Below are 13,462 nucleotides of genomic sequence, written 5' to 3'. Positions count from 1 at the left end.
TCCGGGGCCTCCCGCGCTGCCGCTCAGCCATCCCCTCTCCGCTCATCCCACCATTCTGACTCATTCTGTCCGCCCTCGGCCTCGCAGACGTTCCCAAGCCGCGCCCCGGCATCCCAGACTGATGCCATGTCTGACCACACACGCACCGAGCTGAACCGGCTGGCCGAGGCCTCCATCGAGAAGGCCACCCGCTGGCTGCAGGCCACCCAGAACTCCGGGGTCAAGCCCCACGCCTCCGCCCAGCGCCTCTCCCAGGTGCTCTCCCACCCCACGGGCCTGGACTTCACCGTCGGGTTCGTGGACCGGGTCATCCGCACTGAGGACTCCAAGGCCGCAGCCCAGGCGCTCTCCGAGCTGGACGACCTCGCCCCGGACACCCTCTCCGCTCTGGACCGAGCCCAGATCCAGGCCGGCTCCAAGCTGGGCAAGCTGATGCCCGACGTCGTCGTCCCTGCTGCGCGGACCCGGATGCGCTCCATGGTGGGCCATATGGTGGTCGACGCCCGCGATAAGCAGTTCGGCAAGGCCGTCTCCGAGATTCGCAAAGACGGCCACCGGCTGAACATCAATCTCCTGGGCGAGGCCGTCCTCGGTGAGGAGGAGGCCGATAAGCACCTCGAGGACACGGTGCGCCTGCTGCGCCGCGAGGACGTGGACTACGTCTCCATCAAGGCCAGCTCCATCGCCTCGCAGATCTCCATGTGGGGCTTCGAGGAGTCGGTGGACTATGTGGTGGATCGTCTCATCCCGCTCTACACCGAGGCCGCCCAAGCCCCGGCCGGCTCCAAGTTCATCAACCTGGACATGGAGGAGTACGGCGATCTGCGGCTGACCATCGCCGTGTTCAAGAAGCTGCTCTCCCTGCCGGAGACCAAGCACTACGAGGGCGGCATCGTCATCCAGGCCTACCTGCCCGACGCCCTGGCCGCAGTCCAGGAGCTCACCGAATTCGCCAGCGCCCGCGTGGCAGACGGCGGCGCCGGCATCAAGATCCGCCTGGTCAAGGGCGCCAACCTGGCCATGGAGCAGGTCCACGGCGACATCCACGACTGGCCCGTGGTCACCTGCGAGTCCAAGGAGGCCTCAGACGCGAACTATAAGCGCGTGCTGCACTGGCTGCTCACCGCAGAGCGCATGGCCGGGGTCCGTCTGGGCGTGGCCGGACACAACCTCTTCGACATCGCCTTCGCCCACCTGCTGGGCACCGAGCGCGGGGTCACCGACCGCCTCGAGTTCGAGATGCTCCAGGGCATGGCCGCCGAGCAGCAGGGCCCGATCAGCGACGATGTGGGCCAGCTGCTGCTCTACGTCCCGGCTGTCCGACCGGCCGAGTTCGACGTCGCGATCTCCTACCTGGTGCGCCGTCTGGAGGAGAACGCCGCCAGCGAGAACTTCATGTCCGGCATCTTCGAGCTCTCCGTGGACGAGCAGGGACAGGGTTCGGAGATCTTCCGGCGCGAGGCTGACCGCTTCCGCAGCTCCATCGACTCGCTGAGCGAGATCATCGAGCGCGACGGCGAGACCGCACCCTCCCCGCAGCACACCCAGGACCGTACCGCTGAGGAGCAGCACGACGCCGGCGACTACAGCGACGGCATCCCGGAGTTCCACAACGAGCCGGACACCGATCCGGCCCTGGAGGCCAACCAGCGCTGGGCCGAGCAGGTCGTCGAGCGCGCCACGTCTGAATGGCTGGCCGCCCAGTCCCTGCCTGCCACGCTCGACGCCGCCCAAGTGGATGCCCTGGTGGCCCAGGCCCGCAGCGCCGCAGAGGGGTGGGCCTCCCGCCCGGCCGCCGAGCGGGCGGCGATCCTCTACCGGGCCGCTGACATCATGGCGTCCCGACGCGGCCACCTCGCCTCCATCGCCGCCGCTGAGGTGGGCAAATCGGTGGCCCAGTCGGACCCGGAGATCTCCGAGGCCATCGACTTCCTGCGCTACTACGCCCACCGCGCCCTGGAGCTGGAACAGGTGGAGAACGCCTCCTTCACCCCGGACCGCCTGGTGCTGATCACCCCGCCGTGGAACTTCCCGCTGGCCATCCCCACCGGCGGCACCGCGGCCGGCCTGGCTGTGGGCGCGTCCGTGATCCATAAGCCCTCCAGCCCGACGCCGCACTGCTCCATGGCGCTGCTGGAGTGCCTGTGGGACGCCGGCGTCCCGCGCGAGGTGCTCCACGGGGTCTTCCCGGATGAGTCCGAGGCCGGTCAGAAGCTGATCTCCCACAACGGAGTGGACCGGGTGATCCTCACCGGCGCCTCGGAGACCGCCGCCCTGTTCCGCTCCTGGAAGCCGGAACTGAACATCAACGCCGAGACCTCCGGCAAGGACGCACTGATCGTCACCCCGGCGGCCGACCGCGACCTGGCCGTGGCCGATCTGGTCTACTCGGCCTTCGGCCACGCCGGACAGAAGTGCTCGGCGGCCAGCCTGGGCATCCTGGTGGGCTCGGTGGCGAAGTCTGAGCGCTTCCGCCGCCAACTGGTGGATGCGGCGTCGTCGATGGTGGTGGATCGGCCGCAGAACCTCTCCGCCGCTGTGGGCCCGCTGACCGAGCAGCCCTCCGAGAAGCTGCACCGCGCGCTGACCACGCTGGAGCCCGGCGAGTCCTGGCTGCTGGAGCCCCGCCAGCTCGATGACACCGGCCGGCTGTGGAGCCCCGGCATCAAGACCGGGGTGAAGCCGGGCAGCTTCTTCCACCTGACCGAGGTCTTCGGCCCCGTCCTGGGCCTGATGGAGGCCAAGGACCTGGACGAGGCCATCGAGTTCCAGAATGCGCCTGACTACGGACTGACCGGCGGCATCCACTCCCTGGAACCTGAAGAGGTCCAGCAGTGGCTGGATCAGGTCCAGGTGGGAAATGCGTATGTGAACCGCGGGATCACCGGCGCCATCGTGCAGCGCCAGCCCTTCGGCGGCTGGAAGAAGTCCTCCGTGGGCCTGGGCTCCAAGGCCGGCGGCCCCAACTACCTGATGCTCTTCGGGCAGTGGGAGGACGTCCCCGGCGCCCCCGCCCCGAAGAACGCCATCTCCAGCCCGGCGGCCGGCCTGCTGACCGCTGTGCGGGAGAAGGAGCTGCTGGGCGAGGAGGATCTGGCCTGGGTCCGCGCCGCAGCCGCCGACGACGCCCACTGGTGGGGCGAGGAGTTCGGTGCGGCCAAGGACCGCACGGGCTTGGACTCGGAAGCGAACATCCTCCGCTACCGCGGCCAGGAGGTGCTGCTGCGCGTGGGCGAGGACGCTCCGGTGCGCGAGGTGATCCGCACGCTGGCCGCAGCCACAGTGGCCGGCTCACCGGTGAGCATCTCCTACGCGCCCAGCGTGGAGAGGGAGACCAAGAGGGCACTGAAGGTCCTCTCCTCCGAGCTGGGGCTGGACCTGACCAGGGAGGCCGACGCCAACTTCGCAGCCGCACTGGCGGCCGGAAAGTACGACGCCGGCGTCGGGGTGCGGGTGCGTGTGCTCGGCACTCTGCCGGCTGGGGTGCGTGAGAAGGTCGCTTCCCGTCCGGAGGTGGCGCTGCTCGACGACGCCGTCACCTCCTCCGGCCGCGTGGAGCTGCGGTACTGGGTGAAGGAGCAGTCGGTCTCCATGACGCTGCACCGCTTCGGCAACCCGAGCCGCCGCTTCCACGACCTGGCGGAGGAGCTGAAGAAGTAACAGCGCCCACCTTCCCCGTTCAGTTGGCGCGCAGGTGTCGGAAAGAGCTCGATATCGCCTCTATTCCGACACCTGCGCGACAACCGAACGGCGCTCGATCCCCGAAACTGTGAGCAGCGAGCCGCCCTTACTAACAGTTTTTGAGAAAGTGTCAGTAAAATGCGAGGCGTGCTCACACTTCCAGTTCCTGCCGTCGCTCGCGAGGCGCACCAGTGGCAGGCCGCCGACGACGGCATGACGGGGCGACGGCGTCTGGCCGCTGCCTCCGGGGCCTATGAGTCAACCATCCCGGCACCTCTCGCCGGGCTGAAGCTCTCTCTGCCGCCGGAGCTCGCTGCGGATCTCGACGAAGCCACCGTCGCCCTCAGCAAGTTCGACGACCATGCGCGCAGCACCCTTCCTCCGGCGAGCACCGCCCTGGGGCCGATGAGTTCCATCCTGCTGCGCACAGAATCTGCCTCCTCGTCACAGATCGAGAATCTCACCGCAGGCGCCCGGCAACTCGCCCTGGCAGAACTCGAGCAGAGCCGCAGCGACAACGCCAGGATCGTCGTCGGGAATGTCCACGCGATGGAGGCCGCCCTCCAACTCGCCGACCACCTGAACCAGGACGCCCTGCTGACCATGCAGCGCATCCTGGTTCAGGAACAGCCTCACTCGGAGAACTGTGCTGGGCGCTATCGGAGCGACCTTGTCTGGGTGGGTACCACCGGGGTCTCACCGATCGGGGCGAATCACATCGCCCCACAGGCCGAGCACATCGCTCCTGCTATGGACGATCTCATCCGGTTCATCCATCGCCCCGATATGCCCGTCCTGCTGCAGGCGGCGCTGGCGCACGCGCAGTTCGAGACCATCCATCCCTTCGAAGACGGCAACGGCAGGACCGGACGAGCGCTCATCCACGCGATGCTGAAGAGCAAAGGCCTGGTCACCAGCACCACCGCACCTCTCTCCGCCGGCCTGCTGAAGCAGACGCAGAGCTACTTCGACGCCCTGACCCAGTTCAGAGAGGGCGACGCCGGCCCTCTCGTCTCCTGCTTCATCGATGCGGCACTCTTCGCCGCCGCCTCCGGCACCCAGCTGGTCGATGATCTCAACACCGAACTGGCCCTCTCCTCCGAACAGCTGACTGGGCTGCGCCCCCAGGCCTCGGCTTGGAAGGTCCTCCCCCAGCTGATCGCGCATCCCGTGGTCAACGCGGCATTTCTGCGCCGCCAGCTGCAGTTCAACGAGATGACCGCTCAGCGAGCACTCGCGCAGCTGACCGAACGCGGAGTGCTCGAAGAGCGCTCCGGGCTCAGGAGGAACCGCGTATATCAGCACCCGGGCATCCTCCGCACCCTCGATGCCTACGCCCAACAGCTCAGGCGCCGCTGAGCCGCGCCCTCCTTCTCCGTTCAGGTGGCGCGCAGGTGTCGGAAAGAGCTCGATATCGCCTCTATTCCGACACCTGTGCGACAACCGAACGGCAAAAGGGGCGGCCCCGAGGAATCTCCTCAGGGCCACCCCCCCCCTTTGATCTGCTGAAAGTCGCTTACCGCTTCTTGGCGTTGCGGTAGGCCTCGACGATGTCGCGGTGCAGACGACCACGGCTGGAGACCTGGTAGCCGTTCTTCACGGCCCAGTCGCGGATCTGACGCGCCTCGTTCTGCGGAGACGGCGGCGCGATGGCCCGGCCCTTGCGGATGTACCGCTTGAGGAGATCACGCAGTTCCTTGGCGTTGTCCTCGCTCAGGTCGATTTCGTAGAACCGCGAGTCCAGACCGAATGTCACGGTCTCTTTCGCTTCGCTGCCGTCGAGATCATCGACGAGGACGACTTCTACTTTCTGAGCCATATGCACCTCACTGCTCAGTTGAGAGAATGCTCAGACAAACCGGATCCGGCCGCACTCTCAGAAGGGATATCAGACACAGAAAGTATCCCAAGAATTTTCTTTGCTGGTCAACTTCTCGGCTTTCAGGTTATTTTCAGGTATTGAGCTGAAGAGAATGATGGAAACCAGTGTGATTTCCGCCGCAGGCTCAGCGCCTCTCAGCGGTCCTGGCCCAGCTCCTCGCGCACCTGCGCCTCGGCGCCGCGCTCCTTGCGGTCAGCTCTGAAGATCGAGCGCATCGCCAGCCAGAACAGCAGGCCGACACCGACCGACGGGGCCAGAACTTCGAAATACGTCCAGAAGTTTTCCATTGAATTCCTCGCCTCTATTCAGGCTTATGAGTTGTCCACTTCCGGCTTCAGCAGCGGGAAGAGGATGGTCTCTCGGATTCCTACTCCGGTGAACAGCATGACCAGGCGATCGATTCCCAGGCCCAGGCCGCCCATCGGCGGCGCGCCGTACTCCAGGGCACGCAGGAAGTCCTCGTCGTACTGCATGGCCTCGTCATCGCCCTCAGCGGCCATGCGGGACTGCTCCACCAGGCGCTCACGCTGGACCACCGGGTCCACCAGCTCGGAGAACGCAGTGCCGCGCTCCATGCCGCCGATGATCAGATCCCAGGCCTCGATCACGCCAGGCTTCTCGCGGTGCTCGCGGGCCAGCGGCTGCGCGATCGGCGGGTAGTCGCAGACGAAGGTGGGCTGCATCAGCTGGGGCTCCACGATCTCTCCGAAGAGCTCCACCACCAGCTTCTGGGCGCCCCAGGCCGGATCCACCGTGACCTCGTGCTTCTCGGCGATCCTGCGCAGCACCTCGGCCGAGGTCTCGGGGGTGATCTCCTGGCCCACCGCCTCGGAGAGGCCGGGGTAGACGCTGAGCCACTTCCACTCGCCGTCGAGGTCCACGGTCACCGGCTCGCCGTCGGGACCTGCGACCTCCACCTGGCGTCCGACACCGCAGGCGTCGGCGGCGCTGCGGATCATCTCCTGCATCCGCTCGGCCATGGTGTACATATCCGCCCAGGCCTCGTAGGACTCCAGGGTGGTGAACTCCGGGGAGTGTGTGGAGTCCACGCCCTCGTTGCGGAACACACGGCCGATCTCGTAGACGCGGTCGATCCCACCGACCACTGCGCGCTTCAGGTAGAGCTCGGTGGCGATGCGCAGCGTCATGTCCTGGTCGAAGGCGTTGAGGTGGGTCTCGAAGGGACGCGCCTGTGCGCCGCCGTGGACCAGCTGCAGCATGGGGGTCTCCACCTCCACGTAGTCGTGGGAGTGCAGAGAGTCGCGGATGGAACGGGTGATGGCCGCGCGCTGATAGACCATCTCCCGGGCCTCATCGCGGACGATCAGATCCGCGTAGCGCTGGCGCACGCGGGTCTCCTCGTTCAGCTCGGCGTGCAGCACCGGCAGCGGGCGGATCGCCTTGGAAGCGATCTCGAAGCTGTTGGCCATCACCGAGAGTTCACCGCGGCGGGAGACCACCACCTCACCGGTGACGCGGACGTGGTCGCCCAGGTCCACCAGGGCCTTCCAGCCGGCCAGGGCCTCCTCGCCCACCTCGGCCAGAGAGATCATGGCCTGCAGGCGGGAGCCGGCGCCCTCGGGGCCGCCCTCCTGCAGGGTGGCGAAGCAGAGCTTGCCGGTGTTGCGGATGAACATCACACGCCCGGTGACCGAGACGGTCTCACCGGTGGACTCACCGGCCTCCACCGTGCCGTCGAACCGCTTGCGCACCTCGGCCAGGGATCCGGTGCGCTCCACCTTCACGGGGAAGGGCTGGACGCCGCGGCCCAGCAGACGCTCGCGCTTATCCATGCGGACGGCGCGCTGGTCATTGGTGTTGAGGTCTTTGGCAGTGGTCTCAGCAGTGGTGTTCTCGGCAGTCACGCCCCAATTGTCCCCTATGGGCGCATAGGGTGCCACTTCACGGAACGGGCATCGGCTCCCGGTGCTCGTCCTCGGTCCCGCGGCCTTCTGTCCGACGGACGGATCCGCCTGATTCCGCGGCATTGGAGGGCGCCACGGCCAGGATCACCAGCACGGCGGCGATGACGGTCAGTCCGGCCCAGCCCAAACCGGAGAGCTGCTCGCCCACGATGATCACCGCCAGCAGCGCCGCCACCGCCGGCTCGGTCAGGGTCACCGTGGTGGCGGTGCTCGCCGGCACCCGGGTCAGGCCGAAGCCGAAGAGCAGGTACCCCAGGAACATGGGCACCAGCGCCATATAGGCCGCCACGGCGAAGGCCTCCGGCCCGGCGATCAGCGGCGCTCCGGTGATCACCAGCACCGGCATCAGCAGCAGACCCCCGACGCCGAACACCGCCCCCATCGAGGCGGCTCGGCCCGCGCCCTCCTCCATCAGCCGGTGCACCGCCCAGGAGAAGGTGGCGTAGGTGGCACCGGCCACCAGCCCGGCGGCGATGCCGCCCACCGTCTCCGCAGTGGAGGAGGCGGGCTCGTTCATCTTGGCCAGGCAGAGCATCGTGCTGCCGGTGATCCCCAGGCCGGCGGCCAGCATCCACCAGCGGCTCAGCGGCTTGCCGTCCACCAGGCGCTCCAGCATCCCGGAGGCCAGCGGCGCCGAGGCCAGGGAGACCACCGAGCCGATGGCCACCCCGGCGTAGTGCATGGAGCTGTAGAAGGCCAGTGGGTAGATCATCACAGCCAGCCCGCCCAGGACCAGCAGCCCCCAGTGGGCGCGCAGCCGGTGGCGGGCGGACCGCAGCGCGGGCAGTGCGATGAGCGCCTGCAGCAGCCCGCCGATCCCCAGCGCGGCTGAACCGATGGCGAAGGGGCCGGCGTCGGGAGCGAAGGTGGCGGCGGTGCCGGTGGTGCCCCACAGGACCGAGGTGAGGGTGATCGCCCCGATCCCGAGGCCGCGTCCACTCGCCTGCTCGCGCCCCTGGCCGCTCCGCTGCCGACTCCCCTGGGCCGTGGTCATCAGCTCACCTGCCTCCTCGGCTCTGCCGGCGCGGAATCACCAGATGGTGACGCGCTCATCGGGTGCCAGGTACATGGCGTCGCCCTCTGCCGTACCGAAGGCCTCGTGGAAGGCGTCCAGGTTCTTCACGATCTGGTTGGCGCGGAACTCGGCCGGCGAATGCGGGTCGATGCTCAGCAGCGTGATGGCCCGCTCCGGGCGGGTCACATGCCGCCAGGCCTGGGCCCAGGCGAAGAAGAACCGTGCGTCCTCGCTGTACCCGTCGATCTCCTGAGGCTCCACGCCCTGCTGCTCGCGCCACAGGGCCAGGGCCTGATGCGCGATGCCCAGGCCGCCGAGGTCGCCGATGTTCTCGCCCAAGGTCAGCTCTCCGTTGACCGTGTGGTCGCCCTCGTGGTCCTCCAGAGCGGAGGGGATCAGCGAGTCGAACTGGTCCACCAGCTTCTTGGTCCGCTGCTCGAAGGCCTCACGGTCCTGGTGGGTCCACCAGTCGGTGAGCGAGCCGTCGGCACCGTAGCGGGATCCCTGATCATCGAAGCCGTGGCCGATCTCGTGACCGATCACTGCGCCGATGGCGCCGAAGTTCTGCGCCATGTCCCGCTCCACGGAGAAGAAGGGCGGCTGCAGGATGGCCGCCGGGAAGCAGATCACGTTCTCCAGCGGGTGGTAGTAGGCGTTCACCGTCTGCGGGGTCATATGCCACTCGTCCGGATCCGGACCGTCGTCGAGCTTCTTCACGTCCCGCTCCCACTCGAACTGAGCGGCCCGGGCCACGTTCCCGACGACGTCGTCGCGGCTGACCTCCACGCTGCTGTAGTCGATCCAGCGCGCCGGATACCCCACCAGCGGTCGGAAGGCCTCCAGCTTCTCCAGGGCCTTGCGCCGGGTCTCCTCCCCCATCCAGTCCAGCGTGGAGATGGAGTGTCGGTAGGCATCCAACAGGGCCTCGATCAGCTCGTCCATGGCCTGGCGGGCCTCCGGCGGGTAGTGCCGGGAGACGTAGATCTGGGCGACGTCCTCGCCCAGATGGCCGTTGACCATGGCCACGCCGCGCTTCCAGCGCTCCTTGAGCTCCGGGACGCCGTTGAGGGTCTTGGAGTAGAAGCCGAAGTGCTCCTGGACCATCTCTTCGTGCAGCAGCGGGGCGGCCCAGCGCAGCACTTGGATGCGCAGCCAGTGCTTCCAGGTCTCCAGGCTGATGCTGGTCAGCGCGGCCTGCATGCCGGGCAGGACATCGGGCTGGGTCAGCACGATCTCCCGCGTCTGGGACTCGGTCAGGCCCCAGCCGGCGAAGGCCTCAGTGACCAGCGGCATGAGCTCGATGACCTCGTCGCGGGTCTTCAGGTTGTAGCGCTTCTGGGCGTCGCGGGTGGTGACCACATCCCAGTGGTGGGAGGCGATGGTCTTCTCCAGCCCGAGGACGTCGGCGGCGGCCTCCTCGGCGGTACGGGCCTCCATGCCGCCCAGGATCAGGAAGCGGGCCAGGTGCTTCTGGTACTCCTCGCGGATCTCCGCGTAGGCGTCCTCGCGATAGTAGGACTCATCGGGCAGACCGATGCCGTCCTGGATGATGTGCCAGAGCTCGCGCTCCGGGTTGCCGGCGTCGCGCAGGGATCCGGCGGCCACGATGCCATCCATCCCAAAGCGCTGCCAGGAGGCGGAGAGCCGCACCAGCTCCTGAGCGGAGCTGACGGCGTCGACGTCGTCGAGGAAGCTCTGGACGGGAGCGAACTTCTGCTCCTCGGCCCGCTCGGCGTCCATGAAGGAGGCGAAGAATCCGCCCACCCGCGCTGCGACCTCGGCAAACTCGGTGCCCTCGAAGGCACCGGAGGCGGCCTCCTCCAGGATGGCACGGACATCAGCCTCAGCCTTGTCCCGCAGCTCGAAGAAGGAACCGTAGGAGTCCTGGTCGGAGGGGATCTCCGCCGTCTTCAGCCAGGCGCCGTTGACGTGCTTCTGGAAATCCTCCTGCGGCCGGATGGAGTCATCGATGTAGGGGAAGGAGGAGGTCTCAGTGGTCATCTCTCCAACCTACACCCGCACGGATCACCGCAGGCCTACACCTGGGATCCGGCGTCCGATCCGAGCTCCACATTGTCGATCAGCCGGACCGGCCCCACGCGGGCTGCGATCAGTGCCAGGGCACGGTCCTGCAGCACCTCATCCTCGGTGAGGCGGACTTCGCTGCCGGCGGCCTGCTCCTCTCCGGGCTCGATCTCCAGCAGCGTGGTGGGGTCGACCACCACCAGATAGTCCAGGTCCACCCCGTCAGCCATATCCAGCTGGGCGACGACGCCGTCCACCTCCAGCGGCTGCCCCTGGGCCGCCCGGTCACGCAGCTGGAACAGGGCCGCTGAGAGGGCGAGGGCCTCCTGGCGCTCCTGCTCGGAGAGCCGCTGGTTGCGGCTGGACTGGGCCAGGCCTGAATGCTCCCGGATGATGGGAAGGCTGCGGATCTCCACGGGGTGGTTCAGATCGGCGACCATCCGCCGGATCACGGCCAGCTGTTCGGCGTCCTTCTCCCCGAACCAGGCCTGGATGCGGGCCGGAGCCTGCGGGGTGACGATGTTGAAGAGCTTATTGACCACGGTGACCACGCCGTCGAAGTGGCCCGGACGGGAAGCGCCCTCCCAACGGCGGCCGAGCTCTCCGGCGTCCACCCGCACCAGGGGCCCCTCAGGGTAGCCGGGGTACATCTCCTGCACCTCGGGGGCGAAGACCAGGTCCACGCCGTGGGCCTGGAGCAGCTCCACATCGGCCTGGAGCTGGCGCGGATAGACGCGGTGGTCGGCGTCGTCGTCGAACTGCAGCGGGTTCACAAAGATGGAGGCGACCACCACATCTGCCTCGGCGCGGGCGGCGTCGATGAGGCAGCTGTGGCCGCTGTGCAGGGCACCCATGGTGGGGACGAAGCCCAGCGTAGGGACAGTTCCTGCGGGAAGCTCCCGGGCGGTCTGGCGCAGGGACTCGACGACGGCGGCGCGCAGCTCAGCGGCCGTGCGCATCACGCGGATCTCAGTCACGGACCCAGTGTAAGCGGCGGGTGTGGGTCTCAGGCCTCACGTGCGCTGTGGACGGCGAAGCCCTCCCCTTCGAGGCTCTCCTCCACGTCATCCGGATCCTGGCCCTCCTCCACGGAGACGATGATCCGGCTGTACTGGCCGTCGGGGACCTGCCCGGCGTCCTCCATGAGGCTCCACAGCGTCTCAGAGTCCATATAGGCCGGCTGCGGGCCGTCGGATCCGGGATCCTCGTTGTCGATGGTGGCGACCACCTCGAGCTCGAGCTCCTCAGGCTCGCCCTCCTGCGGTCCGGTGACCTCGGTATAGGTGAAGGCCACCGTCTCCCCGACGAGACCCTCCAGGCTGCCGCCTTCGACCTCATGAGGCACCACGGCCTGGTCAGGCTCCAGCCCGCCGTCCGGGATGCTGCCGCTGACCACCTCCGGTGTGCGGCCGGGGATCAGCGGAGTCGCGGCGATGCCGCCCGGGTTGGTCTCGGCGTCGGGCCACTGATCCTGCGGCACCTCAAGGAAGGCCTGGAACCAGGGATCGGCCCGGTCCACACCCTCAGTGCCGCGGATGGCCTCCAGCGCCTGTGAGTCCAGAGGATCTGGACTCTCCGCCTGCGGGTCGGGCGAGACGTCAAGAAGATCTGTGGAGGAATCCTCGGCAGAGCACCCGACGACGCCGGCCACGGCCAGCAGCGCTGCGAACAGTGCCACAGCGCGGCGGGCAGAGCCGGGCCGCGAGAAGCGGAGTGCTGAAGCACGAGCCTCGACTCGGGGCGCGGCAGTCATGTCCTGCATCGTCTTCCCTTCTGCGCTGTGGCTGACCCGACCACCCTATGGTCCAGGCCAGCACCCGGAAAACTCCCTGCGGAGGCGGCGCGCCCGCAAACCGGACCGCCACCAGCTCTCAGCCCGCCACCAGCCAGCCCGCCACCCAGCCAGCTCAGCCCAGCAGGTCCAGCAGTTCGGCGGCCTGGGCCTCGGTGATGATGCCGCGGTCCACGGCGCGCTGGGCGGTGGCCCGGGCCATGGCCAGGTAGGCGGTGCGGATATCGGCAGGAAGCTCAGCAGCGGAGGCGCTCTCCGTCCCCTCCGAGAGCAGCTCCACATGGTGCCGCACCGTGTTGATGTCCCCGCGGGCGATGGGCCCGGTCAACGCGCCCTCCCCGGAGGCCAGCGCATTGTCCAGGGAGGCATGCATGAGCGGGCGCAGCACGTGGTCGGGCTGCTCCACGCCGATCCGGCTGAGCATCTCCGCGGCCTGCCCGGTGATGGTGTTCAGGTGGTTGGAGGCATGAGCCAGGGCCGCGTGATAGGTGCCGCGATCCTGCTCGGCCACCACCACCGGCTCGGCGCCCATCTCCACCACCAGCGCCTGAGCGATGGGCAGCACCGGCGCCGGCGCGGTGACTGCGAAGGCGCAGGCGTTGAGTCGCTGCAGATCCATGGACATGCCGGTGAAGGTCATCGCCGGGTGGATGGCCAGCCCGATGGCCCCAGCCTGCTGAGCCGGACCCAGCACTCCGGTGCCATAGCGCCCGGAGGTGTGGACGATCAGCTGCCCGGCTTGGATATGTCCGGCCTCGGCGATCCCGGAGACCACCTCGGGCAGGACGTCGTCGGGCACGGCCAGCAGCACCAGTTCGGCCCGGCGCAGGATCTCGGGGATCTCCAGGACGGGGACGTCCGGCAGCAGGGACTCGGCCCGGCTGCGCGAATCCTCAGAGACGGCGTGGGCGCCCACCACAGAGTGTCCGGCGGCGCGCAGCGCGGCACCGAGCACCGCGCCCACCTTCCCGGTGGAGATCACCCCGACGCCGAGCCGCCCGTCCCGCTGGGAGGGATCCTGCTCGGCCGCATAGGGGTCGATGGGCTGCTGGGTCACCGCCGCCTCCTTCAGATCAGTTGCGTGGGCAGTGTGAGGCGCTCTGGGCCGGCGTCAGGCGCTTCAGAACGCCGCACAGTGCCAC

At 68.2% G+C, this 13,462-nt stretch carries 10 protein-coding genes; 2 read left to right on the top strand and 8 right to left on the bottom strand.

The window, feature by feature from the left end; genetic code table 11:
• Nucleotides 1-126: 126 nt before the first annotated feature.
• Both IEW85_RS01340 and IEW85_RS01335 read left to right on the top strand, forming a co-directional pair.
• The gene (locus tag IEW85_RS01340; protein WP_188682171.1) at nucleotides 127-3,660 is read left to right on the top strand and encodes a proline dehydrogenase family protein; all 3,534 of its coding nucleotides are present in this window, start codon (nucleotides 127-129) and stop codon (nucleotides 3,658-3,660) included.
• A 159-nt stretch (nucleotides 3,661-3,819) separates the two neighbouring features.
• On the top strand, nucleotides 3,820-5,040 hold the full coding sequence (locus IEW85_RS01335) for a Fic family protein (RefSeq protein ID WP_373286533.1): 1,221 nt from the start codon (nucleotides 3,820-3,822) through the stop codon (nucleotides 5,038-5,040).
• A 157-nt stretch (nucleotides 5,041-5,197) separates the two neighbouring features.
• On the opposite strand, the gene IEW85_RS01330 is transcribed toward IEW85_RS01335, so the two are convergent.
• The 8 genes from IEW85_RS01330 to IEW85_RS01295 all read right to left on the bottom strand — a co-directional run bounded on the left by IEW85_RS01330 (nucleotide 5,198) and on the right by IEW85_RS01295 (nucleotide 13,377).
• Nucleotides 5,198-5,500, bottom strand: a complete 303-nt coding sequence (locus tag IEW85_RS01330) for a histone-like nucleoid-structuring protein Lsr2 (protein WP_188682170.1) — start codon at nucleotides 5,498-5,500, stop codon at nucleotides 5,198-5,200.
• Nucleotides 5,501-5,697: 197 nt separating this feature from the next.
• Complete coding sequence (locus tag IEW85_RS01325; protein WP_188682169.1) at nucleotides 5,698-5,850, bottom strand: hypothetical protein; 153 nt, start codon at nucleotides 5,848-5,850, stop codon at nucleotides 5,698-5,700.
• Nucleotides 5,851-5,874: 24 nt separating this feature from the next.
• A complete protein-coding gene (gene lysS / locus IEW85_RS01320) occupies nucleotides 5,875-7,428 on the bottom strand; it encodes a lysine--tRNA ligase (protein WP_229658693.1) in 1,554 nt (517 codons plus the stop codon).
• A gap of 37 nt (nucleotides 7,429-7,465) precedes the next feature.
• Entirely contained in the window at nucleotides 7,466-8,482 is a 1,017-nt protein-coding gene (locus tag IEW85_RS01315) for a DMT family transporter (RefSeq protein ID WP_188682167.1), read from the bottom strand.
• Between the two features lie 36 nt (nucleotides 8,483-8,518).
• Complete coding sequence (locus IEW85_RS01310; RefSeq protein WP_188682166.1) at nucleotides 8,519-10,504, bottom strand: M13 family metallopeptidase; 1,986 nt, start codon at nucleotides 10,502-10,504, stop codon at nucleotides 8,519-8,521.
• Nucleotides 10,505-10,539: 35 nt separating this feature from the next.
• The gene (gene panC / locus IEW85_RS01305) at nucleotides 10,540-11,505 is read right to left on the bottom strand and encodes a pantoate--beta-alanine ligase (RefSeq protein ID WP_229658692.1); all 966 of its coding nucleotides are present in this window, start codon (nucleotides 11,503-11,505) and stop codon (nucleotides 10,540-10,542) included.
• A gap of 29 nt (nucleotides 11,506-11,534) precedes the next feature.
• Nucleotides 11,535-12,281 carry a hypothetical protein gene (locus IEW85_RS01300; RefSeq protein WP_188682165.1) on the bottom strand — a complete coding sequence of 249 codons (747 nt, stop codon included), beginning with the start codon at nucleotides 12,279-12,281 and terminating at the stop codon, nucleotides 11,535-11,537.
• 154 nt (nucleotides 12,282-12,435) lie between these two features.
• Entirely contained in the window at nucleotides 12,436-13,377 is a 942-nt protein-coding gene (locus IEW85_RS01295; protein ID WP_229658691.1) for a Rossmann-like and DUF2520 domain-containing protein, read from the bottom strand.
• Nucleotides 13,378-13,462: the final 85 nt, after the last annotated feature.

Origin of the sequence: Nesterenkonia cremea (assembly GCF_014642675.1) — a bacterium.
Lineage (GTDB): Bacteria > Actinomycetota > Actinomycetes > Actinomycetales > Micrococcaceae > Nesterenkonia > Nesterenkonia cremea.
The sequence above is the reverse complement of the archived record's forward strand: the minus strand, read 5'-3'. Positions and strand labels throughout refer to the sequence as shown.